Source organism: Leifsonia sp. RCC_180 (assembly GCF_058138205.1).
Window position 1 is genome coordinate 293,324 of record NZ_CP200340.1, and the last position, 25,289, is coordinate 318,612.

General features: G+C 68.7%; 26 protein-coding genes. 19 read left to right on the plus strand and 7 right to left on the minus strand.

Annotated features, from left to right (window positions below; translation table 11 throughout):
* Positions 1-28: 28 nt before the first annotated feature.
* From AB7E03_RS01485 to AB7E03_RS01495, 3 genes are read left to right on the plus strand one after another with little or no spacing between them, the layout of a single operon-like run.
* Positions 29-1,738, plus strand: a complete 1,710-nt coding sequence (locus AB7E03_RS01485) for an IlvD/Edd family dehydratase (RefSeq protein ID WP_489938642.1) — start codon at positions 29-31, stop codon at positions 1,736-1,738.
* On the plus strand, positions 1,738-2,637 hold the full coding sequence (locus AB7E03_RS01490; RefSeq protein ID WP_489938644.1) for a fumarylacetoacetate hydrolase family protein: 900 nt from the start codon (positions 1,738-1,740) through the stop codon (positions 2,635-2,637). Before AB7E03_RS01485 ends, AB7E03_RS01490 begins: the two co-directional genes overlap by 1 nt.
* Entirely contained in the window at positions 2,634-4,085 is a 1,452-nt protein-coding gene (locus AB7E03_RS01495) for an aldehyde dehydrogenase (NADP(+)) (RefSeq protein WP_489938646.1), read from the plus strand. The genes AB7E03_RS01490 and AB7E03_RS01495 overlap by 4 nt, the downstream gene beginning before the upstream one ends.
* Before the next feature lie 9 nt (positions 4,086-4,094).
* Here the strand turns inward: AB7E03_RS01495 and AB7E03_RS01500 are convergent, their stop codons facing one another.
* Together AB7E03_RS01500 and AB7E03_RS01505 are read right to left on the minus strand one after the other, a co-directional pair.
* The gene (locus AB7E03_RS01500) at positions 4,095-4,958 is read right to left on the minus strand and encodes an SMP-30/gluconolactonase/LRE family protein (RefSeq protein ID WP_489938648.1); all 864 of its coding nucleotides are present in this window, start codon (positions 4,956-4,958) and stop codon (positions 4,095-4,097) included.
* Positions 4,955-5,722 carry an SDR family NAD(P)-dependent oxidoreductase gene (locus AB7E03_RS01505; RefSeq protein ID WP_489938650.1) on the minus strand — a complete coding sequence of 256 codons (768 nt, stop codon included), beginning with the start codon at positions 5,720-5,722 and terminating at the stop codon, positions 4,955-4,957. The genes AB7E03_RS01500 and AB7E03_RS01505 overlap by 4 nt, the downstream gene beginning before the upstream one ends.
* Before the next feature lie 190 nt (positions 5,723-5,912).
* Between AB7E03_RS01505 and AB7E03_RS01510 the strand changes: the two genes are divergently transcribed.
* The 8 genes from AB7E03_RS01510 (at position 5,913) to AB7E03_RS01545 (ending at position 13,711) form a co-directional block, all read left to right on the plus strand.
* Positions 5,913-6,944: a LacI family DNA-binding transcriptional regulator gene (locus AB7E03_RS01510; RefSeq protein ID WP_489938652.1), complete on the plus strand. Its 1,032-nt coding sequence runs from the start codon at positions 5,913-5,915 to the stop codon at positions 6,942-6,944.
* A 284-nt stretch (positions 6,945-7,228) separates the two neighbouring features.
* Complete coding sequence (locus AB7E03_RS01515; protein WP_489938654.1) at positions 7,229-8,605, plus strand: ABC transporter substrate-binding protein; 1,377 nt, start codon at positions 7,229-7,231, stop codon at positions 8,603-8,605.
* The gene (locus tag AB7E03_RS01520; RefSeq protein ID WP_489938656.1) at positions 8,602-9,537 is read left to right on the plus strand and encodes a carbohydrate ABC transporter permease; all 936 of its coding nucleotides are present in this window, start codon (positions 8,602-8,604) and stop codon (positions 9,535-9,537) included. Before AB7E03_RS01515 ends, AB7E03_RS01520 begins: the two co-directional genes overlap by 4 nt.
* 41 nt (positions 9,538-9,578) lie before the next feature.
* Entirely contained in the window at positions 9,579-10,325 is a 747-nt protein-coding gene (locus tag AB7E03_RS01525; protein WP_489938658.1) for a carbohydrate ABC transporter permease, read from the plus strand.
* 19 nt (positions 10,326-10,344) lie between these two features.
* Positions 10,345-10,701, plus strand: coding sequence for a tautomerase family protein (locus AB7E03_RS01530; RefSeq protein WP_489938660.1), 357 nt, complete (start codon positions 10,345-10,347; stop codon positions 10,699-10,701).
* Positions 10,698-11,780: an NAD-dependent epimerase/dehydratase family protein gene (locus AB7E03_RS01535; RefSeq protein ID WP_489938662.1), complete on the plus strand. Its 1,083-nt coding sequence runs from the start codon at positions 10,698-10,700 to the stop codon at positions 11,778-11,780. Before AB7E03_RS01530 ends, AB7E03_RS01535 begins: the two co-directional genes overlap by 4 nt.
* On the plus strand, positions 11,777-12,724 hold the full coding sequence (locus AB7E03_RS01540; protein ID WP_489938664.1) for an aldo/keto reductase: 948 nt from the start codon (positions 11,777-11,779) through the stop codon (positions 12,722-12,724). The genes AB7E03_RS01535 and AB7E03_RS01540 overlap by 4 nt, the downstream gene beginning before the upstream one ends.
* Before the next feature lie 12 nt (positions 12,725-12,736).
* Positions 12,737-13,711 carry a Gfo/Idh/MocA family protein gene (locus tag AB7E03_RS01545; RefSeq protein WP_489938666.1) on the plus strand — a complete coding sequence of 325 codons (975 nt, stop codon included), beginning with the start codon at positions 12,737-12,739 and terminating at the stop codon, positions 13,709-13,711.
* Between the two features lie 36 nt (positions 13,712-13,747).
* Here the strand turns inward: AB7E03_RS01545 and AB7E03_RS01550 are convergent, their stop codons facing one another.
* The gene (locus AB7E03_RS01550; RefSeq protein ID WP_489938668.1) at positions 13,748-14,503 is read right to left on the minus strand and encodes an SDR family NAD(P)-dependent oxidoreductase; all 756 of its coding nucleotides are present in this window, start codon (positions 14,501-14,503) and stop codon (positions 13,748-13,750) included.
* Between the two features lie 128 nt (positions 14,504-14,631).
* Between AB7E03_RS01550 and AB7E03_RS01555 the strand changes: the two genes are divergently transcribed.
* Positions 14,632-15,894, plus strand: coding sequence for a DUF1254 domain-containing protein (locus tag AB7E03_RS01555; RefSeq protein ID WP_489938670.1), 1,263 nt, complete (start codon positions 14,632-14,634; stop codon positions 15,892-15,894).
* Positions 15,895-15,915: 21 nt separating this feature from the next.
* Here AB7E03_RS01555 and AB7E03_RS01560 read toward each other — a convergent pair whose 3' ends face one another.
* The gene (locus AB7E03_RS01560; protein WP_489938672.1) at positions 15,916-16,155 is read right to left on the minus strand and encodes a hypothetical protein; all 240 of its coding nucleotides are present in this window, start codon (positions 16,153-16,155) and stop codon (positions 15,916-15,918) included.
* A 281-nt stretch (positions 16,156-16,436) separates the two neighbouring features.
* Here AB7E03_RS01560 and AB7E03_RS01565 point away from each other — a divergent pair, with 281 nt between their 5' ends.
* The 4 genes from AB7E03_RS01565 to AB7E03_RS01580 all read left to right on the plus strand — a co-directional run bounded on the left by AB7E03_RS01565 (position 16,437) and on the right by AB7E03_RS01580 (position 21,050).
* Entirely contained in the window at positions 16,437-17,462 is a 1,026-nt protein-coding gene (locus tag AB7E03_RS01565; protein ID WP_489938674.1) for a peptidoglycan-binding domain-containing protein, read from the plus strand.
* Between the two features lie 60 nt (positions 17,463-17,522).
* Positions 17,523-18,194 (plus strand): Type 1 glutamine amidotransferase-like domain-containing protein, encoded by a 672-nt coding sequence (locus AB7E03_RS01570; RefSeq protein ID WP_489938676.1) that lies wholly within the window; start codon positions 17,523-17,525, stop codon positions 18,192-18,194.
* A gap of 113 nt (positions 18,195-18,307) precedes the next feature.
* Entirely contained in the window at positions 18,308-19,759 is a 1,452-nt protein-coding gene (locus tag AB7E03_RS01575; RefSeq protein ID WP_489938678.1) for a basic amino acid/polyamine antiporter, read from the plus strand.
* A 34-nt stretch (positions 19,760-19,793) separates the two neighbouring features.
* Positions 19,794-21,050, plus strand: coding sequence for an arginine deiminase (locus AB7E03_RS01580; RefSeq protein WP_489938680.1), 1,257 nt, complete (start codon positions 19,794-19,796; stop codon positions 21,048-21,050).
* A gap of 1 nt (position 21,051) precedes the next feature.
* Here the strand turns inward: AB7E03_RS01580 and AB7E03_RS01585 are convergent, their stop codons facing one another.
* Entirely contained in the window at positions 21,052-21,411 is a 360-nt protein-coding gene (locus AB7E03_RS01585; RefSeq protein ID WP_489938682.1) for a DUF8129 domain-containing protein, read from the minus strand.
* Positions 21,412-21,567: 156 nt separating this feature from the next.
* Between AB7E03_RS01585 and AB7E03_RS01590 the strand changes: the two genes are divergently transcribed.
* The 3 genes from AB7E03_RS01590 to AB7E03_RS01600 are packed head-to-tail and all read left to right on the plus strand — an operon-like array spanning position 21,568 to position 23,356.
* On the plus strand, positions 21,568-21,957 hold the full coding sequence (locus AB7E03_RS01590) for a DUF7882 family protein (RefSeq protein WP_489938684.1): 390 nt from the start codon (positions 21,568-21,570) through the stop codon (positions 21,955-21,957).
* 11 nt (positions 21,958-21,968) lie between these two features.
* Positions 21,969-22,649 (plus strand): GAF and ANTAR domain-containing protein, encoded by a 681-nt coding sequence (locus AB7E03_RS01595; RefSeq protein ID WP_489938686.1) that lies wholly within the window; start codon positions 21,969-21,971, stop codon positions 22,647-22,649.
* The gene (locus AB7E03_RS01600; protein WP_489938688.1) at positions 22,646-23,356 is read left to right on the plus strand and encodes an ANTAR domain-containing protein; all 711 of its coding nucleotides are present in this window, start codon (positions 22,646-22,648) and stop codon (positions 23,354-23,356) included. The genes AB7E03_RS01595 and AB7E03_RS01600 overlap by 4 nt, the downstream gene beginning before the upstream one ends.
* 15 nt (positions 23,357-23,371) lie before the next feature.
* On the opposite strand, the gene AB7E03_RS01605 is transcribed toward AB7E03_RS01600, so the two are convergent.
* Both AB7E03_RS01605 and AB7E03_RS01610 read right to left on the minus strand, forming a co-directional pair.
* On the minus strand, positions 23,372-24,202 hold the full coding sequence (locus AB7E03_RS01605) for an alpha/beta fold hydrolase (RefSeq protein WP_489938690.1): 831 nt from the start codon (positions 24,200-24,202) through the stop codon (positions 23,372-23,374).
* The gene (locus AB7E03_RS01610; RefSeq protein WP_489938692.1) at positions 24,199-25,212 is read right to left on the minus strand and encodes an adenosine deaminase; all 1,014 of its coding nucleotides are present in this window, start codon (positions 25,210-25,212) and stop codon (positions 24,199-24,201) included. The genes AB7E03_RS01605 and AB7E03_RS01610 overlap by 4 nt, the downstream gene beginning before the upstream one ends.
* Between the last annotated feature and the right edge of the window lie 77 nt (positions 25,213-25,289).

Here is a 25,289-nt window from a genome sequence, read left to right on the forward strand (position 1 = left end):
GATCAGTGATCGAAGGAGATTCAAGACGATGGTGCGTTCACAAGGCTGGTACGCCGGCGAGGGCCGCGACCCCTACATCCACCGGGCATGGATGCGGCGGGGGGTGCCCGACCATGCGTTCGACGGCCGCCCGCAGATCGCCATCGCGAACACCGCGAGCGATCTGACGCCGTGCAACATGCACCTCAACGAGGTGGCCGAATACGTGAAGCAGGGTGTCTGGGAGGCGGGCGGCGTGCCCGTCAACGTCCCGATGGTGTCGCTGGGGGAGACCCTCGTGAAGCCGACGGCGATGCTCTGGCGCAACATGGCCGCGATGGCGACGGAGGAGATGCTCCGCGCCAATCCGATCGACGCCGCCGTTCTGCTCGGCGGGTGCGACAAGACCATCCCGGCCCTGCTGATGGGGGCGGCGTCGGTCGACCTCCCCGCGGTCGTGGTGCCGGGCGGCCCGATGCTGAACGGCTACTTCCGCGGTGAGCGGATGGGCTGCGGGACAGGCGTCTGGCAGCTGTCGGAGGAGGTCCGCGCCGGAACACTCAGCGAGGCGGAATTCGAGGCGACCGACAAGAGGATGATCCGCAGCAAGGGCCACTGCAACACCATGGGCACGGCGTCCACGATGGGGCTGATGGCAGAGGCGCTCGGGATGACCATCCCCGGTGTCGCCGGCACCCCGGCGGCGGACAGCCGGCTCCTCGAGGCGGCGCACGCATCCGGCCGGCTCGCGGTCGAGCTGGCACTCGAGGACCGGCGCATCTCGCAGGTCATCACGAAGGAGTCCTTCCACAATGCCATCGTGGCGCTCGCCGGTATCGGTGGATCGACCAATGCGGTCGTGCACCTCCTGGCGATCGCGGGCCGGCTCGGCATCGACCTCACGCTCGACGACTTCGACAGGATCGGCGGCCAGGTGCCTCTCCTGGTCAACCTTCAGCCGGCTGGCGCCTTCCTCATGGAGGATCTGTTCCGCGCCGGCGGCTTCCTCGCGGTTCTGGACCAGCTCACCGACCGCCTGGACCCCACCGCGATGACGGTGACGGGCCGGCCGCTGACGGAGTATCTGGGGGCCAACCCTGTGTGGGATCACGGCGTGATCACCGTCCGCGATGCGCCGCTCCAGGACGATGCCGGAATCGCCGTCCTCCGCGGCAACCTGGCTCCGCGCGGCGCCATCATCAAACCGGCAGCCGCGACCCCGGAGCTCCTCGTGCACACCGGGCGCGCCGTGGTCTTCGACTCGATCGAGGACGCGCACGCGCGGCTGGACGACCCGGACCTCGACGTCGACGCCGACTCCGTCTTGGTGCTGCGAGGATGCGGCCCGAAGGGCTACCCTGGCATGCCCGAGGTGGGGAACATGCCCATCCCGCAGAAGCTCCTGAAGCAGGGTGTGCGCGACATGGTGCGCATCAGCGACGGGAGGATGTCGGGGACCGCGTACGGGACGGTCGTCCTCCACGTGGCTCCGGAGGCAGCGGCAGGCGGTCCGCTGTCGCTGGTGCAGGACGGCGATCTCATCTCGCTGGACGTCCCTGGCCGCCGCCTCGACGTGCTGATCGACGATGCCGAGCTGGCGAGCCGCACGGCCGCGCAGCGCCAAGTCGACGGTTTCGCGCGCGCCGACCGCGGATGGCAGAAGCTGTACATAGAGCATGTTCAGGGAGCCGATACCGGCGCCGACCTCGACTTCCTGGTCGGGTCGAGCGGATCGGTCGTCACGAGGGAGTCGCACTGATGAGCGAGACGAACACCGGCGTCCGGCCCTCGACGGCACTGGTCCGGGTGGAGGCCGGCGGCAAGACGCTCTGGGCCGTGCGCCGACGGGACACGTACTCGCCGCTCGGAATGACCCTGTCCGAGCTGCTGGCACTTCCGGCGGCGGAGGCACGCGAGGCCGTCGAGCGGGCAGCCGCGGGTGGACTCAGCCCCGCACGGGTCCTCGCGCCCATCGACCCCCACCAGGAGGTGTGGGCAGCGGGCGTCACGTATCTGCGCAGCCGCGACGGCCGGATCGAGGAGGCGACCGACGGCACTCCCTACGACCGGGTGTACGAGGCGGAGCGTCCCGAGCTGTTCTTCAAGTCGACCGGCGCACGCGTCGTCGGCTCTGGCGCCGCCGTCGGAGTCCGCGCCGACTCGCCGTGGAACGTGCCGGAGCCCGAGCTCGGCCTTGTCCTCGACTCCACTGGAGCGCTGTTCGGCTACGTGCCCGGCAACGACGCGTCCAGCCGATCGATCGAGGGCGAGAACCTCCTGTACCTGCCGCAGGCGAAGGTCTACACGGCAGCGTGCGCGCTCGGACCGGAGATCGTGCCCGCGTGGGCGGCGGAGCCTCCGTTCGCGATCGGGCTCGAGATCCGTCGCGGGGATCGGCTGGAGTTCAGCGGCTCCTCCTCCACCGATCAGATGGCGCGCCGGCTCGACGATCTCGCCGACTGGCTGTTCCGGGGGCTCGACTTCCCCGACGGCGTCATCCTGCTCACGGGCACCGGCGTGGTCCCGGACGCCGATTTCACGCTGCTGCCCGGCGACGAGGTCGCCATCGACATCGCAGGAATCGGACGCCTCGTCAACGGCGTCACACTCGTTGGGGCAGGAAGTCCCTCCGAAGCTCAGAAGGAGGGCACGCTATGACGCAGACGGACAGCATCGCGGTCGACATCGAGGAGGCCATGTCGGAGGCCGCCGGCGCAGCACCCGTACTCGCCCTGTCGGAGCCCAGCACCCGCGCCGGCTGGCTGCGCGCCATCGCCGACCGGATGGACGACGACTCCGACGCCCTCGTGGAGCTCGCCTCACGGGAGAGCCACTTGACGGTCCCGCGCCTCACCGGCGAACTCGTGCGGACGACGTTCCAGCTGCGGCTGTTCGCCGAGACGGTGGAGGACGGGCGCTACCTCGACGCGAGGATCGACCACGCCGACCCGGCGTGGCCGATGGGGGCACGGCCGGACCTCCGGCGCGTGCTCCGGCCGCTCGGTCCCGCCGCGGTCTTCGCGGCGAGCAACTTCCCGTTCGCGTTCTCGGTCGCCGGCGGCGACACCGCCGCGGCCATCGCGGCCGGCGCCCCCGTCGTCGTCAAGGCGCACTCAGCGCATCCGGAGCTCAGTCGCGCCGTCGCGCGGCATGTGCACACGGCCCTCGCGGACGCCGGTGCGCCGCGCGGCGTCTTCGCCCTGGTCGAGGGCCGCGAGGCCGGCCGCGCGCTGGTGCTCGACCCGCGTCTCACCGTCGCAACCTTCACCGGTTCTCTCGCGGGAGGCCGTGCCCTCTTCGATCTGGCGGCCTCCCGGCCCGAGCCGATCCCGTTCTACGGCGAGTTGGGCAGCGTGAACCCGGTCTTCGTGACGCGTGCCGCGGCGGAAGCCCGATCGCAGCAGATCGCCGACGGGTTCGCGGCGTCGATGACGCTGGGCGTCGGCCAGTTCTGCACCAAGCCGGGCGTTCTGCTGGTACCGGACGGCTCCGCGCTGACTCGGCAGGTGGTGGAGGCGGTTCGCGCGACAGCGGGCGGGCCGATGCTCACCGACGCCATCCGGGACGGGTTCTACGGCAGCCTCGATCCGCTCGCCGACCGCGACGACGTCGAGTTGCTCGCCGGTTCGGCCGAGCGCCTCGATCAGCCGACGCCGACCGTGTACGCCACCGATGCGGCCACCTTCCTCGCCCATCCGGAAGAGTTGCTGGAGGAGCATTTCGGCCCAGCGGCGCTGCTCGTCCGCTACGGGTCCGACGACGAGCTGCGTGCGGTCGCCCACAGCCTGCACGGGCAGCTGACGGCCACGGTGCAGGGGGAGGACGGCGACCGTGTCGGCGACCTCGTGGAGGTGCTCGCCGCCAAGGCGGGACGCGTGCTCTTCAACGGCTGGCCCACCGGGGTCTCCGTCTCCTACGCACAGCAGCACGGCGGTCCGTACCCGGCCACCACGGCACCGCACTTCACGTCGGTCGGCACGGCGTCGATCGCGCGATTCCTCCGTCCGGTCGCCTATCAGGACACGCCGGACGCCGTCCTGCCTCCCGCGCTGCAGGAGGCCAACCCACTGGGAATCCCGCGCCTGGTCGACGGAGCGCAGGAGTAGAGGAGAGGGTCAGCCCGCATAGTCGGGCAGCACGCTTCCGCGGACCCCCGGCCGGACCGCGAAGACCGAGCCGGCCTGGGGCTCCGCGTCATCGGCAAGGTGCTGCCGGGACGACGTGATGTACAGCGTGTCGAGGTCCGGCCCGCCGAACGCGGCAGCGCTGGTCTGGGTGACGCCGGGCACCTCCACCACGGCGGTGACGTTGCCGTCCGCGTCGAGGCGCCGTAAGGCACCGCCGCCCCAGAACGCGACCCAGAGGCCGCCCTCGGCGTCGATCGTCATGCCGTCGGGGGCGCCGTCGACCTCGTCGCCGAACGCGGCGAAGGCGCGTCGATCGTGGAACGAGCCGTCGACGCTGTCGACGTCGAACACATCGACGCGCCTCGTCGGGGTGTCGATGTAGTACGCGAGCGCGCCATCCCGGCTCCACTGCAGCCCGTTGGAGATGGTGACGTCCGTGAGCGCGATGGAGACGGAGCCGTCCGGGTCCAGCCGGTAGAGGGAGGCGGCGCCCGGCGACACGTCGTAGGCCATCGCTCCGCAGTAGAAGCGGCCGTGAGGGTCGCAGCCGCCCTCGTTGAGGCGGATCCTCGGGTCGTCCAGCACGTCCGGGAGTCGCCGCTCGAGGGAGAAGTGCTCGTCGAACAGCGAGAAGCCGTGCTCCGTCGCCACGACGAAGCCGCCGGCCACCCGGCGTCGGATGACGGCTGCCACCGGACTGCCGACGTCGTACCGCTCCGGTCGCTCCAGCGAGGCGAGGTCGACGACCGCGCCGGCGAGCATGTCGACCACCAGCATCCGGCCGCCGACCCTGTCCCAGAACGGCCCCTCGCCGTGCCAGGTGACGGGTCCCGTGACCTGCTCCGCCTTCATTGCCAGCCTCCGTCCACGACCCAGGTCTGCGCGGTCGCCAGCCGCGAATCGTCTGCGGCGAGCCAGAGCATCATCCGGGCCACATCGGCGGGATAGAGCAGCTCGGGCAGGCACTGCGCCGACATGATCTTCTCGTGCTCGGCCTGTCCGACCCAGCTGCTCAGCTGCCGCGGCGTCATGATCCACCCGGGGATGATGCAGTTCACCCGAATGCCGTCGCCGCCCAGCTCGCGGGCGAGGGTCCGGGTGAGTCCCTCGATGCCGGCCTTGGCGGTGATGTAGACGGGCAGTTCGACCAGGTCGATGTGCGCGCTGATCGAGCCGAGGTTGATGATGGACCCGCCGCCGGCCTCCTTCATCAACGGCCAGACGGCCTGGGCGGCGAAGAAGTGGTGCCGCACATTGACGGCGATCCCATCGTCCCAGGCGTCCACGTCGATGTCGGCGACCGGTCTTCTGGTGTCGTTGGCCGCGTTGTTGACGAGCACCGTCGGGGGACCGAGTCGCGTCGCGGCCGTCTCGATCGACCGTGTCAGGGCGGCGACGTCGCGCACGTCGACGTGCTGGAAGAGCGGTTGGGGATCCCCACGGTCGGCGATGACGGAGGCGAGCTCCTCCCCGGCTGCGTCGTCGATGTCGACGAAGGCCACGCGGGCCCCTTGCGCCGCGAGCTGCGACACGAACTCGGCCCCCAGTCCTGTCGCTCCTCCGCTGACGAAGGCGGTTCGTCCGGCGAGCGACGGATAGCGGGCGAACTCAGGCACCGTCGTCGGCGGTCAGCGCTCGGAGGTCGGAGGGTGCGTCGGTGATCGTCATTGATGCCCTTTTCGCGGTAACGTTTCTCAGTCAGAGCGAAAACTCTCTGAAGCGCCAGACTAGGAGGTCGCACGCGGACCGTCAACCGCCCAGCAGGGCGGAGCCGGTCCGGCTGCGGCCGCGGATACGATGAGGCCCATGGAAAACGACGCCGCCGGCGAAGCGCCGCCGACACGAGCGACGCTCTCGGAAGTCGCGGAGCTCGCGAAGGTATCGGTGGCGACCGTCTCCAAGGTGCTCAACGGCCGGAGCGGAGTCTCGGTCGAGACCCGCAGCCGGATCGAGTCGCTGCTCGACGAGCGCAACTACAACCGGCGCCTGAGTCCGCAGAGCACGGCCCCGCTGATCGAGGTGCTCTGCTACGAGATCGACAGCCCGTTCGGCGGTGCGGCGATCGTCGGCATCGAGCGGGTCGCCCGCGAGCAGGGCATCGGGATGGTTGTCACGAGCGCGGAGGAGTCGCATCTCCCCAGCCCGAGCTGGGTCGACGGGGTGCTGCGCCGGCAGCCGATCGGGATCATCCTGGTCGCCGCCCTGCTGCCGGAGAAGGACAAAGCGCGGCTGCGCAGTCGCGGTATCCCGATCGTGATGATCGATCCGTACGGGGCCCCGGCGACCGATGCGCCCTCCATCGGCTCGGCCGACTGGAACGGCGGCTATCTCGCTGTCGAGCACCTGATCGGGCTGGGTCACGAACGCATCGCCATCATCACGGGGCCGGACGGGATGATGGCCTCCACGGCGCGGCTCTCCGGCTACCGCGCGGCGCTCGACTCGGCCGGGATCCCGGTCCGGCGGGAGTACATCCGCCCCGGCAACTTCCACCGGGTGGATGGTGTCAGCGAGGGAAGGGACCTGCTCACGTCGGCCGAGCCGCCGACCGCCATCTTCGCCTCGAGCGACCTGCAGGCCCTCGGCGTCTACGAGGCCGCGCGCACACTCGGTGTCCGGGTGCCGGAGGATCTCTCCGTCGTCGGCTACGACGACCTCGCGATCGCGCAGTGGGCCGGCCCGCCGCTGACAACCGTGCGGGTGCCCCTCGGTGAGATGGCCGAGCAGGCGACGCACCTCGTCACCCGGCTGCGCGACGAACCCGAGCTGGCCTTCAGCCGCGTCGAGATGGCGACCTCGCTGGTCGTGCGCGAGAGTACGGCTCCTCCGCGCGCCTGACGCACTCGACCGTACGCGTTCCCCGCGCATTCTCCCGGCGCGTTCACCGCCAAGGCCGCCTTTCCGCGCACCCGCTCTGCGAAAGGTTTCGAACTGGTTTGGAAAACTTGACTTCGTGTTATCCACGTCGTTACATTCATCTCCAGCGGTAAGACGCGTCCCACCGACGCGGCACACGAAGACGACGAGGTCTCATCTGATCCCGGCACCTTCCATCCCGTCGGGTCCCCTGGCCCGGCGCTCACCCGGGCACGCTGCCGTGTCCGCGACGCAAGAGGACTGACATGCGATTCAGATTCACATCGAAGACAGCGCTTCGATCGATCGCCGCGGTAGCCGTGGCAGGACTGGCGAGCTTGAGCCTCGCCGCCTGCTCCGGCTCGAGCCAAGGCGAAGCCGGCTCGGCGACGAGCGGCACGATCAACTGGTGGGGCTGGACCCCGACCAACACCGACGAGGCGAAAGAGTTCATCGCCGCGTTCAACGAGAAGTACCCGGACATCAAGGTCAACTTCAAGCTGATCGGCATCTCCGACTACCAGGCCGCGATGCGCCCTGCGCTCTCCTCCAACAGCGGCCCAGACGTCTTCGACCTGCAGCCCGGCGCCTACGTGCAGCAGTTCGGGACCTACGCCAAGGACCTCGCCCCGGTCGCCGAGAAGTCGCTCGGCAGCGACTGGAAGTCGAAGATCGCGAAGATCGCGGTCGACGGCCTCACCGCCAAGGGCAAGCTGACCGCTCTCCCCATCGGCTCCTCGTACGCCGGATCGCTCTGGTACAACGCAGCGGTCTTCCAGAAGTACAACCTCGAGCCGCCGAAGACCCTCGACGAGTGGAAGCAGGTCTGCAAGACCCTCGAGAGCAACGGCGTCGGCTGCTTCGCCCAGGGCGCGGCACAGGAGGGCTTCGACCAGGACACCCTGCAGGCCATCTCCAACTCGGTCGAGCCCGGCTACTGGACGAAGGCATCGAAGGGCGAGGCCAAGTGGGACTCGCCCCAGATCGTGCAGACGCTCAAGATCTGGAAGGACCTGTTCGACAGCGGCATCATGCAGAAGGGCGCGCTCGGGGCTCAGCAGTACCCGGACATCAACAACGCCTTCCTCACCGGCAAGTACGCGATGGTCATGATGGGTAGCTGGTACACCCAGTACGCGACCGAGGCCGCGATGACCCAGGCGATCTCGGCAGCGGGTGTCGCGGGAGCCAAGCCGTTCCCGATCCTGCCGCTCCAGTTCCCGGACGTGGCGGGCAAGGGCAACACCAGCGAGATGTTCGGTGACGCGGACTACGGTCTCGCCGTCGCCACGAAGTCCAAGCACAGCGCGGCGGCCGAGACCTTCGTGCAGTGGATGGCGACCAGCGAGAAGGGTCAGCAGGTCGTGGCCGACCGGCTGGACACCACCCCGGTGCTCAAGGGAGTCGCCCCCGACTTCTCGACCATCAAATTCGTGGACCCCGCCTCGCAGAGCGACCCGGTGAACGAGTACCTGAAGGGCACAGCCTCCATCGACGAGCCCCGGTTCGCCCTGCTGAACGCCGACATCGAAAACGCGTTCCTCGCCGCCGCACAGTCGGTCGGCAGCGGCAGCGCGACACCGCAGGCGGCGGCGAAGACACTGCAACAGGCGGCGGACGCGGCCAAGGCAGCGAACGGATGACAACCACCACCCAGCGGGTGAGCAGCGCGGTCGGCTCGACGAGCCGGCCGCGCGGCCCCCGTCGCCGCCTCCAGGCACCCGGCCTCCCGTGGATCATTCCGGCGCTGGTCCTCAGCGCCGGACTCATCTACTACTGCATCGGCTACACCGGATTCCTCTCCACCCTCAACTGGGACGGCGCCAGCCCGGACCAGGAGTCCGTGGGCCTCAAGAACTACGTCAACCTCTTCAACGACCCGGTGTTCTGGAAGGCGATCGGCCACACGGTCTCGTTCTTCATCGTCACGTTCGTGTTGCAGACGGCAATCGGCGTGGTCTTCGCGGTCATCATGCACTCGAAGCTGCGACTGGCCGTGATCTACAAGGTGATCATCTTCGTCCCGGTCGTGCTCGCCCCTGCGATCATGGCCCCGGTGTTCCGTCAGATCTTCGCGGCGGACGGCCAGCTCAACTGGGTCCTCAGCCACATCGGGCTGGGTTTCCTGGCGCAGCCCTGGATCGGGCAGGACTCGACCGCCCTGCCGGTGATCATGGCGATCACGATCTGGCAGTGGACCGGCCTCACATTCGTGCTCTACTACGCGGCGATGAGCCAGATCGAGCCGTCGCTCCTGGAGGCGGCGCGGATCGACGGCGCCGGCAACATCCGTACCCTGACCGCGATCATCTGGCCGAGCCTGCGCGGCACCACCCTCGCACTGGGCATCCTGAGCGCGATCGGCGCCCTGAAGACGTTCGACGTCCCGTGGCTGGTGACGGTCGCCGGGCCCAACAACTCGACGCAGTTCCTGGGTACCTACATCTACCAGATGACCATCCAGCTGGCCCATGTCGGTTACGGAGCAGCGCTGTCCATCGTCCTGCTGGTCATCGCCCTCGTCATGGCGATCATCCTTCAGGTCGCCGGCCGTGAGAGAGCGGGAGGCCGCTGATGTTCGAAGTCCGTCGATGGTGGGGCAAGGGTCTGCTGCAAGTGGTGGCCACACTCCTCGTGCTGCCCTACCTCTTCCCGCTCATCGCGATGGTACAGGGATCGTTCGCCGGCGACGGCTGGGGCAACTACCGGGATGTCCTCCAGGTGCCCGGGTTCTTCCGCTTCTTCCTGAACAGCGCGATCATCTCCGCCGGTGTCATCGTGCTCGTCTACGTCGTGACGATGCTCGCGGCGTACGGGTTCTCGAAGCTGCGGATCCGGTTCCGCGAGGTGTACTTCTGGATGCTGCTCGCCTGCCTCACCCTGCCCGAGGTCGTGCTGCTCACACCGCTGTTCACCACGACGCAGGCCGTGGGGCTCTCCAACACCTACTGGGCGGTGATCCTCCCGCTCGCTGCGCTGCAGGTGCCGTTCGCCGTGCTCCTGACCCGCAACTTCATCAACGGGCTGCCCGATGAGATGTTCGAGGCCGCCCGGGTGGATGGTGCGACGTCGATGCGCGGATTCCTGCACCTGGTCATTCCGCTGACCCGGCCGATCGCGGCCGCGGTGCTCATCTTCACGCTGATCGGAGCCTGGAACGACTACCTGATGCCCCTGGTGTTCCTGCAGTCGCAGGACATGCAGACCATCACCCTGGTGCCGCAGTTCTTCGTCGGCGAATTCAGCAACGACCAGACCAAGATCCTCGCCTCCGCCGTGCTGACGGCGCTCCCGGAGATCGTGGCCTACCTGTGCCTGCAAGGCATGTTCGAGCGCGGCCTCTCGGCCGGTGCCATCAAGTGATCCAACCCCTAGGAGTGAAATGCCACTGATCCAAGTCGACCTCGACCGGAGCCTGTTCGAGGCGTCGCATGCCGCAATCGGCGATGCGATCCACGACGCCCAGATCGAGGCGCTCGGGATCCCCGCCGACGATCGGTTCCAGGTGTTCCGGCCGCACGGCGAGGCCGAGCTCGCGTTCGACCCCGGCTACAACGGTGTCGACCGCCAGAGTCTGCTTCTGATCCAGGTGACCGCGGTGCACATGTATCCGGTGGCCGTGAAGCGCCGGTTCTTCGAGACGGTCGTGGCCAAGCTCGGTGCTTTGGGCATCCGCCAGGAGGATGTGCTCATCTCGCTCGTCGAGAACGGCTTCGAAGACTGGTTCGCAGGAAAATGAGCGCCACGGAAAGCCTGCTGCGCTCGGACGGCGCACCGCTGTCTGTGCTGTTCCTCGGCGGAACCGGAACGATCAGCGCCTCCTGCGTCCGCCGTGCCGCCGCTGACGGCCTGGCCGTCACCGTGCTCAACCGCGGCGCCAATCAGGCGGGCCGTTCCCTGCCGGCCGGTGTCGAGCAGGTGACGGGCGATGTGTCGGACGACGCCTCGATCCGCGACGCGCTCGGTGGTCGCCGCTTCGACGCCGTCGTCAACTTCCTCTCCTACGACGAAGACGATGTGGCCAGGATGGTCGCACTGTTCTCCGGCCGGACGCGACAGTACGTGCACATCAGCTCCGCCTCGATCTACGCTAAGCCGGTGCTCGTCACACCGATCAGCGAGTCGACGCCGACAGGACCGAACCCGCCGCTGCCCTATGCGACCGCCAAGTGGCGAGCCGAGCTCGCGCTGGCGAAGGCGCACCGGGAGCAGGGCTTCCCGGTCACGGTGATCCGGCCGTCCCACACCTACGACGACGCGAATCCACCGCTCCCCGGCGGCTGGACCGTCATCGACCGCCTCGCACGCGGCGCGGAGATCCCGGTGCACGGCGACGGGACGTCCCTGTGGACGCTCACGCATGCCGAGGACTTCGCGCAGGGACTGGTCGGCCTGCTCGGCAGTGACCGGGCGATCGGCGAGACGTTCCACATCACGGGTGACGACATCCTCACCTGGGACCAGATCTACACGCTGTTCGCCACCGCGCTCGGGGTAGAGCCCCGCCTCGTGCATGTCGCGAGCGAGCTGTTTCCGATCGTCGCGCCCGAGTGGTTCTGGTCGGGCGAGTTCGTGGGCGATCTGGGGCACTCGGCGGTGTTCGACAACTCCAAGATCCGCCGCTTCGTGCCCGGCTTCGCGCCGCACCTGACGTTCGAGCGGGCGGTGCGGCGGATGCTGGAGTGGCGCGCCGAGCATCCCGAGTCGACAGCGGGGGACGACGCGACCGAGGAGGTTCTCGACCGCGTGATCGACGCCGCCCACGCCGCTCGGCAGGCGTTCGCCGACCGTGCGCCGGCGCTGGCGGAGGCGCGGTGAGTCTCGCGACACGCCCGCTGGGCAGGAGCGGCCTCGACGTCACCGCACTGTGCATGGGGACGAGCCCTCTCGCGAGCATGCCGCAGCTCTACGGCTACGACGTGAGCGACGAGCGGGCGGTGGCGACCATCGAAGCGGTGCTCGACAGCGCGATCCGCTTCATCGACACCTCCAACGGGTACGGCGAGAACGGTGAAGCCGAGACGCGGATCGGCCTCGCCGTCGCCGCCCGAGGCGGGCTTGACGACGACGTGATCCTCGCCACCAAGGTCGACCCCGATCCGCTCACGGGAGACTTCTCGGGCGACCGCGTCCGCGCGTCCTACGAAGAGAGCCTCCAGCGACTGGGCGTCGACCGCGTCCCTCTGCTCTATCTGCACGACCCTGAGCGCATCACGTTCGAGCAGGGCACCGCCCCGGACGGGCCCGTGGAGGCGCTCGTCCGGCTTCGCGACGAAGGGCGCGTCGACCACATCGGCGTCGCGGGCGGCCCCGTCGGGCTGCTCGAACGCTACCTCGACACGGGCGCCTTCGAGGTCGTCCTGAGCCACAACCGGTACACCCTGCTGGACCGCTCGGCCGCGCGGTTGTTCGCCTCGGCGCGCGAGCGAGGCATCGGGGTCGTGAACGCTGCCCCGTACGGCGGCGGGATGCTCGCCAAGGGCCCAGAGGTGCAGGCGAAGTACGGCTATGGCGAGCGCGACGACCACGTCGCCGGCGCGGCGCGGGCGATGGCCGCCGTCTGCGGGCGCCACGGCGTGCCGCTCGCGGCGGCAGCCCTGCAGTTCTCGCTCCGCGCGACGGTGATCGACGCGACCGTCGTCGGCGTCTCCTCCCCGGAGCGTGTCTCCCAGACACTCGAGTACGCCTCGGTGGACATCCCCGGCGACCTCTGGGCGGAGCTGGAAACGCTCGTCCCCTCCGCCGAGTACTGGCTCGACTGACCGGCCGGCACGGTGAACACGTTCCGGATCGGCCTGCTCGGCGCTGCTGGGATCGCGCCCCGTTCGATCATCGCCCCGGTCCGGCGGCGAGACGACGTCACGTTGTCTGCCGTCGCATCCCGGCATGACGCCGCGGGTTTCGCCGAGCGTCACGGGATCGCGGCGGCGTACCCGCGGTACGAGCAGTTGCTCGCGGACGACTCGGTCGACCTCGTCTACGTCGGCCTCCCGCCGTCGGAGCACGCACGCTGGACCATCGCCGCTCTCGAAGCGGGAAAAGATGTGCTGTGCGAGAAGCCGATCGCGATGAACGCAGCGGAGGCGCAGGAGATCCGGGCCGCGGCCGACCGGACCGGCAGACGGGCGATCGAAGCCTTCCACGACTACTACCATCCGCTCCAGGAGTGGCTTCGTGACTTCGTCGAGACCGGAGCCCTGGGATCGCCGGTCTCGGTCACGGCGACCTTCACTGGCGCCAACCCGTTCGACCCCCGCTCGATCCGGCACGCCCCGGAGCTGGGCGGCGGCGCGCTCATGGATCTCGGCTGCTACCCCCTCCATTGGATGCGCAGCCTGTTCGGGGAGCCGACCGTCACGGCTGCGACCTTCGAGCCGAACCCGCTCGACGCGGACCTCCGCATCGAAGCGGCGCTCGAATTCGCCGGGGGAGTGCGGGGTCGGCTTTTCGCGAGCATGGAGCCGGAGGTGGCGCTCGAATCCACGATCACCCTCATCGGCGCAGCCGCGACGGTTCGCGTCGACAATCTCGTCTTCCCCGCCCAGGGCCACTCGATCACCATCGAACAGGACGGCGTGACCCGGATCTCGACGGTCGCCGGCCTCGATTCCTACGATCACCAGCTCGCCGCTGTGGTCGACGCGCTTCGCCAGAACACGCCGCTGGCGACCGAGGGCGCAGACTACGTCGGCAACATGACCGCGATCGACGCGATCTACGCGGCCGCCGGGGTGCGCCGGCCGTCCTAGGCGGCGACCGCTACGCGGTGACCGTTGCGAGGTCGATCAGTGAACGGAGAAGCCACCGTCGACAGCGATGGACTGTCCCGTCACGTACCCGGCGGAGGGGCTGGCCAGGAAGACGGCCGCACCCGCGAAGTCGGAGACGATACCGTTGCGTCCGACCAGCGTCCGAGCGGCCAGGGCCGCGACTGCCGCACGGTCCGAGCTCAGGCGCTCGTTCAGGGGCGTTTCGACGAATCCGGGTACAAGAACGTTGGCCGTCACGCCGTTCTTCGACCATGCCTCTGCTTGTGACCGTGCCAGTCCTTCCAGGCCGGCTTTCGACACGCCGTACGCCCCGCTCGACGCGAACGCGCGGTGGGCTTGCTGCGAGCTGATGTGGATGATTCGACCGAATCCCCTTTCCGCCATCAGAGGCGCGAGACGTTGACCCAGGATGAACGGGGCGTTCAGGTTGACCGCCATGACGGATCGCCAGGTCGCCTCATCCAGTTGATCCATCGGCGGGCGCAGATTGATTCCGGCAGAGTTGACGAGGACGTCGACGTGCCCTGCCGCGGCCGCAAGGTCCTCAGCGCCCAAGCTGGAAGCGAGGTCCGCGCGGATCCCCTCCGCTGAACCACCGGCGGAACGGATCTCGTCAACAGTTGCAGAGATGCTCGCCTGGGTTCTCGCTGCGATCTTGACGTGCGCGCCGGCGTCTGCCAACGCCATGGCAATAGCGCGCCCGATGCCTGAACTGCCTCCTGTCACCAATGCGACGCGGTCCTGGAGCCCAAACATCGAATTCAGCGACACGACGAAAGCCTAGTCACGTTCGGAGCCGGCCGGATCCGCCTGACCTGCAGGCCGAACTCACCCCTAGATGAGCTCAGCGGCGACGTGCTGGACTCTCCCCAGCCTGTGCTGATGACGAGGAGCGATGCATGACCATTACGGATGAGACCGCCCGCGACGCGTATCTGTACGGGTACTCGATGGACAAGGCCTACGGGTTTCTGTACGAGACGACGATCGAGCCGGGCGTGCGTCTGAACGAGTTCCAGAAGCTCCGCGATCTCGCCGACGACACCTACACGGCGCATCCGACCATCAACAACGACACCCTCCATCTGCAGGGGTGGTTCGATGTCGCCGCAGAGCCGGTGGTGGTGACCGTTCCGGATGCGGATGGCGATCGCTACTGGATCCTGCACACCATGGACATGGGGCACTACACGACCGCGATGATCGGCTCACGCACCCGCGGCGCGAAGGGCGGCCGGTTCCTGTTCGCCGCCCGCAATTGGCAGGGCGAGGTGCCCGAGGGGATCGACGAGGTCGTCCGTTCGGACTCCAATCTCATCAAGGTGATGGGGCGCATCATGACGACCGGTGGCGACGATCTGGAGGTTGCACGGGCGCTGCAGGGCCGCTGGCTCCTGCAGACTCTGTCCGAGTACCGCGGCGACCCGGTGCCCGCGCCACTCGTCAGGGACTTCCCGGACCCAGCGACCACGACCTGGCTCGAGCGGGTGAACTTCCTGCTGGCCGACGGGTCGATGGCTGAAGCGGATGCCGCGTGGCTGGAGCCGCTCGCCGAGGTCGGAGTAGCGCCGGGCCGCACGGACCTCACCGAGGAGCAGCGGGAAGCCGCGGCTCGAGGAGAAGACCTCGGGATGCGGCACCTGACCGAACTCGCACCGACGGTGACGAGTTCGAAGGGGGTTCTCGGCACTCGGGAGGAGTTGCAGGATGCGCCCCGCGACCTCTTCGACATCGGGACCCTGGTCGGCCAGTGGGGGCTGCCGCCGGTGGAGTCGGTGTACGTCAAGATCGAGATGGACTCCGAGGGGCGACCGATCACCGGCGCAGGCGGGCGTGAGTACCGCGCGGTGTTCGCAGCGCCCGAGGTGTCGCAGTTCTGGTCGTTCACGGTCTACGGCGACGACGACCGGCTGATGGCGCACAACAGCATCAACCGGCACAGCCGCGGCGACCGCACGCTCACGCCGGACGAGGACGGCTCGTACTCGATCCTTCTCAGCTCAGATGTCGACGCGCACCGCGACGACCCCCACTTCCTTCCGATCCCCGAGAAGGACTCCTACCTGATCCTGCGCCTCTACGGCCCGAGCGAAGCCATCCAGAACGGCCACTACACCGCCCCCGTGTTCACCCTCGGGAGCACCGATCGGAGGGCTGGTTGAGCTCTGCGTCGGGCGGAGGCGTCAGTTGAAGATCGCCCACTCGGCGCGGTCGAGGATCATCGGCCGTCCCTGAGCCACGACCTGCCAGGTTTTCTCGTCGCGTCCCGCGTACTCGGCGAGCAGAGTGGTGTACTTCCAATCGCCCGCGACGCGGTCCCATCGGATCAAGGAAATCAACTGGCCGTTCCTGAGGTAGGGGACCGGCGCGTTCTCATCAGGGTGCAGTTCGTGCGTGACAGTGGCGTGCATGGTCGGCAGCATTCCTCCCCGGTAGGCGACAGGCTGACCGGCGCGTATGCGCCGACCTGCCGCGTGGGGAAAGTGTGATGCGCGCACTAGACGTGTGGATAGTCCCGAAATGTCCGACCCGATCACCCCCTACCCAACCCTCGCCCCGACGTGCCATCGTTCGGTACGCGGGCGAACCCTGATACCCGCTGAGACGGGGGCCCGCGATGGCGACGGGAAGAGCCGGGTTTTCGTTGGTCGTGGCAATGCTGGCCGTGTGCGCTCTGGTCGGATGCTCGCAGAGCGGAAGCGACGTGGAGCGTGCTCAATCGCAGGTCGCGGCCAAGGAGAAAGCCCTCAGCGAGGCTCAAGCGGCTGCGAAATCGGCGTCAGACAGCTTCTGCGATGCAGCCAAGACGTACATCGAGGCCCTCGATCGCTACGCGGACGTGCTCACGGACACGGCGCCGACCGTCGGCGACGTCACCACAGCCGGTTCCGACCTCAGCAAGCCGCGTGACGCTGCCTTCGACGGAGCCGAAGCGGCTGTGGAAGCGCAGCAGAAAGTAGACGCTGCCGCGCAGGAACTCGCGGCGGCTCAGACCGCTCTGGCGAAGGCGAGCGCAGGCCCGACCGGTTCGCCCGCCACAACGGTGACGCCCCCGCCGACCTCGGAGCCGCTCGTCCCTGCTGCAACGGTCGACCGGGTCAAGAAGGCAGACGAGGAGTTCACCGCCGCACAGCAGTCGATCACCGATCAGACCACTCTCGCGGACGCCTCGCAGCGGTTCAACAGTGCTGCCGTGGCCCTGGAATTCGCCTGGTTCCGGCTGTTCGCCGAAGCCGGATGCATTCCGGATGCTCAGACCGCCCAGGCTCAAGAAGCGGTCACCGCCTACGTGACAGCGCTACAGAAGGACCTCGCGGCCGCCGGCTACTACGGTGCAGCGGTCGACGGGATCTACGGGCCGCAGACCGTTGCTGCGGTGGAAGAGCTCCAGAAGGCGAGCGGACTGCCGGTGACCGGAGCGGTCGACAAGGCGACCGCCGCAGCATTGCAAGCGAAGCTGGTGGCTCAGGGCGGCGCCACGGCGCAGCAGGAGAGCGCCACCACGGCTGCGATCCAGCAGACGCTGAAGCTCGCCGGCTACTGGGACGGGGCCGTCGACGGCATCTGGATTCCAGCGCTCACCGAGTCCCTGCAGGCTCTTCAGGCACAGCTCGGGGTACCGCAGTCGGGGGTCGTCGACGCGGCCACCGTCAGCGCCTTCGAGAAGGCCGTCGCGCAGGCGAAACACCCGAGCCCCGCTCCGACCCCGTCGGCGGCGCCGTCACCCTGACCGTTGCGGCGGTATCCGCTATACCTATACCAAGTGCCCCGAGTCTGTTTCGATGGCGGCATGAAGCTGCTTCTCACCTCGGGTGGTGTCACCAACGCCAGCATCCGCGACGCGCTCATCCGGCTGCTCGGCAAGCCGATCGCCGAGAGCCGAGCCCTCTTCATCCCGACGGCGCAGTGGGGGCAGCCGGCGTGCACGCCCGAAACCGTCTGGGCCTCGACGGCGGACCGCTGGCCCGACCAACCGGGATTGCCCGGCCTGGGCTGGAAATCAGTCGGCGTGCTCGAGCTCACCGCATTGCCCAGCATCTCCGAGGACCGCTGGGTGCCCTGGGTGCGGAATGCGGACGTCCTGCTCGTCGACGGCGGCGAGGCGGTGTACCTCGCCCACTGGCTTCGGGAGTCCGGGCTGGCCGACCTGCTGCCGTCGCTGCCGCACCTCGTCTGGGTGGGGGTGAGCGCCGGCAGCATGGTGATGACTCCCCGCATCGGCCGAGCGTTCGTCGATTGGCAGCCCGACGGCCCCGACGAGACGCTCGGTGTCGTCGACTTCTCGATCTTCCCGCATCTGGACTATCCGGGTTGGTCTCAGAACACCCTGGAGTCCGCACGCCGCTGGGCGGCGCAGCTCCCGGGGCCGGCGTACGCGATCGATGAACAGACGGCGATCTCTGTCCGAGACGGCGACGTCGAGGTCATCAGCGAAGGGCACTGGGAGCACTTCCCCGGCTGAACCACGACGGTTCTTGCCATGCGACCGGTCGGCGAGTTGAATGTGCGCGTCACAACGCGTCCGAGTCACACCAGTCCTGATCGTTGACGCGGCACACCCCGGGGGAGGGTTCCATGACGACGACGGAAGAGCCGCAGCGCCAGGCGGCGGGGCCTACAGCGAAACTGTCGATGCTGACGATGACCGGCATGGTCGTCGGATCGATGGTCGGCGCCGGCGTGTTCTCGCTGCCCCGACGGTTCGCCCAGGAGACCGGCGTCGCCGGTGCCCTCATCGCCTGGTCGATCGCCGGCTTCGGCATGCTGATGCTCGCTTTCGTGTTCCAGACGCTCGCCAATCGCAAGCCGGAACTCGACGCGGGCGTCTACGCGTACGCGAAGGCCGGATTCGGCCAGTACCTCGGCTTCTACTCGGCCATCGGCTACTGGGCGAGCGCCGGGATGGGGCTGGTCTTCTACTGGGTCTTCATCATGTCGACCATCGGGGCGGTGGTCCCGGCGCTCGGCGAAGGCGACAGCATCCTGGCGATCGCGCTCTCCTCGCTCGGACTGTGGGGGTTCTTCTTCCTGATCCGGCGCGGCATCAAGGAAGCGGCGGTGATCAACCGGATCGTGACGGTCGCGAAACTCGTGCCGATCGTCGTGTTCATCCTGCTCTGCGTGTTCGTTCTGAAGCCGCAGGTGTTCGCCGAGAACTGGGGCGGCGCCGACTACGCCGGGTCGCTCTTCGATCAGGTCACCGGGACGATGCTCGTGACGGTGTTCGTCTTCCTGGGTGTGGAGGGCGCGAGCGTGTACTCCCGGCACGCCAAGCGCCGAGCGGATGTGGGACGCGCGACGATCCTGGGGTTCCTGAGCGTGTTCGCGATCTTCGCGTCGGTGACCATCGTCTCGTACGGGGTGCTGCCGATGGGCGAGATCGCGAAGCTGCGTCAGCCGTCGATGGCTGGCGTGCTCGCCGCGGCGGTCGGCCCGTGGGGCGCGTGGTTCGTGAGCATCGGCCTCATCGTCTCGGTGCTCGGCGCGTACCTGGCCTGGTCCCTGATGGCGGCCGAAGTGCTGTTCGTCGCGGCGAAGGACAAGGACATGCCGCGATTCCTCGGCCGCTCGAACTCCGCCGATGTTCCGGTCCCCGCCCTGCTGATGACGGCGATCTTCGTGCAGGTCGTGCTCATCATCACGTATTTCTCGCACGACGCCTTCAACCTGGCGCTCGACCTCACGAGTGCGCTGACGCTCATCCCGTTCTTCCTCGTGGCCGGTTATGCGCTGAAACTCGTGATCACGAGGGACACCTATCGCGACACCCCGCACGGCTTCGGCCGAGAGGCCACCATCGCCGTCCTGGCGACGCTCTACACGATGTACCTGATCTTCGCAGCGGGCCTGACGTTCGTGCTGCTCTCCTTCATCATCTACGCGCCGGCGACCGTGCTGTTCGTCATGGCCAGGCGCGAGCAGGGGAAGCGCGTCTTCACCGGGCGCGAGCTGGTGATCCTGGCGGTGGCGCTCATCGGAGCCGCCGCAGGCATCGTCGGCCTGGCCGCCGGCTGGATCACGATCTGAGCACGCACACCATCCACCACTGAGAGGCAGGGCGATGACCGACACATCCACCGCATCCCACTACGGCGTCCACTCGGAAGTCGGGCAGCTGCGAAAAGTCCTGGTCTGTTCCCCGGGGCTCGCCCACCACAGGCTCACCCCGACCAATGCGGACGACCTGCTGTTCGATGACGTCATGTGGGTGGACAACGCCGTGAAGGACCACCAAGCGTTCGTCGCCGACCTGCGCTCGCACGACGTCGACGTGGTGGAACTTCACGAGCTCCTCGCCGACACGATGGCGGACACAGCAGCGCGCGACTGGCTGCTCGATCGGAAGATCGTGCCCGGGGAGGTCGGAATCGGCCTCATGGAGGGCACCCGCGCGTACCTGGAGTCTCTGACTCCGGCCGAGCTGTCGCGCTACCTGATCGGCGGTTTGGCGACCTCCGACCTCCCGGAGGACTACCGCACCGACTATCTCGCCCTGGCCCGTGAATCCACCGGCGTGCAGGAGTATCTGATGCCCCCGCTGCCGAACACCCTGTACACCCGCGACACGACCTGCTGGATCTACGGCGGGGTCACGCTGAACCCGCTGTACTGGCCGGCCCGGCACGACGAGACCCTGCTGATGAAGGCGATCTACTCCTTCCACCCGGACTTCGTCGGAGCCAACGTCTGGTGGGGCGATCCGGAGACGGACTGGGGGCAGGCGACCCTCGAAGGCGGCGACGTCATGCCCGTCGGCAACGGCGTCGTGCTCATCGGGATGAGCGAGCGCACCTCTCGGCATGCGATCACCCAGCTCGCCGCCGCGCTGTTCGAGCGCGGCGGAGCCGGGAAGGTCATCGTCGCGGGGATGCCCAAGCTCCGCTCTGCGATGCACCTCGACACGGTGTTCACCTTCGCCGACCGCGACATCGTCACGCTGTATCCCGCGATCATGGATGCCGTCCACACCTTCACCCTGGTGCCCGAGGATGCTGCCCCCGGCGTGCGCGTGATCGACCACGGCAGCCGCGGTTTCGTCGAGGTCGTGGCCGAAGCGCTCGGCCTGGCGAGCATCCACGTGGTCGAGACGGCCGGCGACAACTACGAGTCCGAGCGTCAGCAGTGGGACAGCGGCAACAACGCCGTCGCCCTCCGGCCGGGCGTGGTCTACACGTACGACCGCAACACCTCCACCAACGCGCTGCTGGAGAAAGCCGGCGTGGAGGTCATCCCCATCGTCGGCGCCGAGCTCGGGCGCGGGCGCGGCGGCGGGCACTGCATGACCTCCCCGCTGATCCGGGACGCCGTGGAGTACTGAGTCAGGCGCGGGGCGGACCCTCGGGCCGCGGCTGGGCCGGGTTCGTCGGGACGCCGTGCGATGGCGGGTTCATCGTCGGCCCGCTGGTCGCAGGCGACACCTTGCTGCCTCCGGCTGTTCCGTGGTTCATCGTGGGGGAGTCGTCGGTGACGGGGCCGCTGGGCTCCGCGCCATTCTTCAGCTCCTCGAGGCGATGCTCCAGCACGGTGACGATGGGCAGCCGGTCGCCGTGCTCGCGCTCGAAGGCGAGCAGCTGCTCCACCCCGGTGGCATCGAGGCCGTGGATGCGGCCCGGCAGCTCCCCGGTGGTGATGTGGTCGTAGTCCGGCAGCGGCAGTTCGTCGCGGGTGCGGTCGCTCATGCTGTTCCTCCTCGCTCACACGACACGCAAGCACGGGGGGGGAGGCGGTGAGAGGGCTTGACACCGTTTCGCTTCGGGATCCTCGAAGCCCGGGTATGGACTTTTGAGGCAACGGAGGCCAGTGTGAAATCGAGGTGATCGGCGGGAGGCCACGGCATGGGTTCGTTGCAGTACGACGGTGTCGTCATCGAGTTCGATGATCGGCTGCTCGCACATCTCCAGATCGTCATTGCGACCAAGATCCGTCGCAACGAGAGCTTCTTCATGTCGTGGCGCGATGCCATCGAGGTGGGCGACGGGCACAGTTCCATCTGGATCCATCCGGCGCACTACCTGTACTTCAAGTACAGCGGCAGCCGCTCCCCGAAGATCAATCCCGAGTGGATCGAGGCGATGACGGTCGCTGCGAACAGTTCCCGGGGACTTGTGATCATGACAGAGGACAGCGTCACCGCTCACTCCGGCGCGAACTCGAGCCCCGAAGGGGACGAGGTCGCCGTCGGGGCCCCGCGACAGCGGGTGAACGCGCGCGGCCCGGGGTATTAGCCGGAGGGATCATGGAGGGCGAGCACGAGCTGGTCGGCAACTTCCTGCGGGAGCTGCCGGTGTCGCGGACTGCCGTCTCGACGATCGGCGATCTGCTGGGCACCCAGACCGTCGCCGCGAGCGACCCCACGGCGGCCCGGCTGGACGAGTTGCAGTTCGATCTGGGCGAAGGACCCTGCTGGGATGCGGTGCGGTCGCGTCGCCCGGTGCACCACCCGGATCTGCGGGTGGACAGCACGGGCTGGCCGGTGTTCCGGGAAGCGGTGCTCGCGGAGGGGATCAATGCCCTGTTCGCCTTTCCGCTGTTCGTGGGTCCGCTCCAGGTGGGCGCTGTGGACCTGTACTCGAATCGGCCGTTGAGGCTCGACGCCGTGCAGGAGCGCCGCGCGTCGGAGCTTGCCGACGTCGCCGCCCGGACCGTGTTGCAGCGGGCGCTGGAGTCGGCCGTCGGCGACGCCGACGACGACCTCGCCGAGGACGACAACCCGTACTCGCGGAAGATCATCCACCAGGCCACTGGGATGGTGCTGGCCCAGCTGGGGATCGGCCCGGACGATGCGCGAATGGTGATTCAGGCGCACGCCTTCGCCAGCAATCGGTCCATGATGTCGGTCGCGCAGGAGATTCTCGATCGCCGACTCGATTTCTCGGACCCCGACCTCGGCTCCGGGTCCGGGAGCGGCCAGCGGTGACGGCGACCCGGGAGCAGGAACTGCTGCGGGCGTTCGCCGTGCTGGCGGACACGCTCGTGGAGGACTACGACGTCGTCGAACTGCTGCAGACCCTGGTCGAGACGTGCAGCACTCTGCTCGGAGCCAGTGCGTCGGGAGTTCTGCTGGCCGACGACAACGGCGACCTGGATGTGGTCGCCTCCACCAGCGAAGCGACCCGGCTGGTCGGGGTGATGCAGCTGGGAGCGGCCGCGGGGCCGTGCATCGAGAGCTTCCGCACCGGGCGCGTCGTCTCCGTCCCGGACATCCGGGATGTGCCGGAGAGCTGGTCCGCGTTCCGCGACAAGGCGCTCGAACTCGAGTTCCGTGCCGTCCACGCAATCCCGATGCGGTTGCGGGAGACGACCATCGGCACTCTGAACCTGCTGCGGACGGAGCCGGGCGAGCTGCCCGAGGACGACCTGGTGGCGGCCAAAGCCTTCGCGGATGTGGCGACCATCGGCATCCTGCACGAGCGGGCACTCGCGGAGAGCAGCCAGGTGCGGGCGCAGTTGCAGACGGCATTGGACAGCCGTGTGCTGATCGAGCAGGCCAAGGGCGTGGTCGCCTACCGTCGGCGGATTTCGGTCGAAGAGGCGTTCACGGTCATCCGTCAGTACGCGCGCTCGCATCAGGCGCGACTGTCGGCCGTCGCCCAGGCGATCGTGGAGCTCAAGCTGGAGTTGTGAGCGTGGTGTCCCGTGTCAGGATGCGGAACGGCCCAGCGCCCAGCCGAGCGTCACGCCGAGCACCGTGAGCACCGAGACGTGACCATCGCGCGGGCGGATCCACAACTCGGCGTCGGGCAGATGCTCGAGGAGGGCCGCGGCGTGCTGCGGCGGGACCACGCGGTCGGCGCCGCCCTGCACCAGCAGGACCGGCGGGCGGACGGCACCCAGGGCGAAGCCCCACGGCGAGACGTAGGCGACGTCGTCGTCCGCTTCGCCTGTTGGTCCTTCGGCGGCGCCGGCGCCGGCGTCAGCGCCGAGCGGACCCCAGGCGCCGTTCAGCTCCTCCCAGTCGCGCGAGACGAAGGACTCCGGGTCGAACTCGGCCGTCTCCGCGTACGCGAGCCGCGCCGCTCGACCGTTGAGCGCGGAGTACACGGCGCCCGGCGACGCCATCCCGGAGAACCAGTCGGGGGAGCCGTCATAGGGGGCGAGACCCGCGAGTGTGACGATGGCGGTCGCCCGCTCCGGTGCGAGGGCGCCGAGGGCGAGGGCGTGCGGACCGCCGCCCGAGGCGCCGGCGGTCACGAAGCGGTCCACTCCGACGGAGTCGGCCACGGCGAGCACATCGGCGGCGGCGTCCGCGATGGACCGGCCTGGCCGGGCATCCGATCCGGGATAGCCGGGCCGGGCGACCGAGAGCACGCGCATCCCGTGCGCTGCCGCCGCAGCCGCGACCGGAGCGATCACCGCGCCTGTCTGCGGTGTGCCGTGATGCCAGATCACAACGGGAGCGTCGGCGTCCCCGCCGGTGTCGAAGAAGCGGACGGCGCGGCCCTCCGTTGTGCGGAAATCCTGACCGGTCATGGACGCCATCCTTCCAGCTCGGCACGCAGTTCGGCCTTGCGGTCGTCGGAGGCGAACGACGCCTCGATCGACGTGCGCGCGAACCGCCGGGCCTGCTCCTCGGTGAGCCCGAGCGCATCCCGCACCGCCGCGAGGTTCTGCCCGGCGTAGCCGCCGAAATACGCGGGGTCGTCGGAGTTGATCGTGACCGGCACCCCGGCGGCGTCCAGGCGCAGCAGCGGGTGGTCGCGCAGGTCGGGTGTCGCCTGCAACCGCACGTTCGAGAGCGGGCAGACGGTGAGCGGGATGCGCTCGGCGGCCAGCCGCGCCACCAGCTCCGGGTCCTCGATCGAGCGGATGCCGTGGTCGATCCGTTCGGCGTGGAGCAGGTCGAGTGCCTCCCGCACGTATGCGGGCGGTCCCTCCTCGCCGGCGTGCGCCACGGCGTGCAGGCCGGCGGCGCGGGCGCGGGCGTAGACGCCCTCGAACATTGACGGCGGGTAGCCGACCTCGGCGGAGTCGAGCCCGACGCCGATGATGCGGTCGGTGCGGGTGAGGCCAGCGGTCAGCGCCTCCTCGGCGGACTCCACCGGCTGATCGCGCAGGAAGCACAGGATGAGCCCGCCGGATATCCCGAGCTCGCTCTGTGCCTCGTCGAGCGCGTCGCCGATCCCGTCGACGACGTCGTCGAAGGCGACGCCGCGCGAGGTGTGGGCCTGCGGATCGAAGAACAGCTCGACATGACGGACGCCCTGGGCGTGCGCCCGGCGCAGGTAGCGGCGGGTCAGATCGGCGAAGTCCTCCCGCGTGCGCAGCACGGCCATGGTCGCGTAGTACAGATCGAGGAACGACTGCAGGTCGTCGAAGTCGTACTGTGCCGCGAGATCCGCCACGTCGGCGTACGGCAGCTCGACGCCGTTGCGGGCCGCCAGCTCGAAGGCGAGCTCGGGCTCCAGCGTGCCTTCGATGTGGAGGTGGAGTTCGGCCTTGGGTAGGGCGTTCAGTGCGTCGTCGGTGAGGGCGTCGGTCATGCTCACGATCCTCCCACCGACGGATGCGCCTGCGCCGCACGAGGGATGCCCGGGTGGTTCGCGGCCCGGTAGCGTCG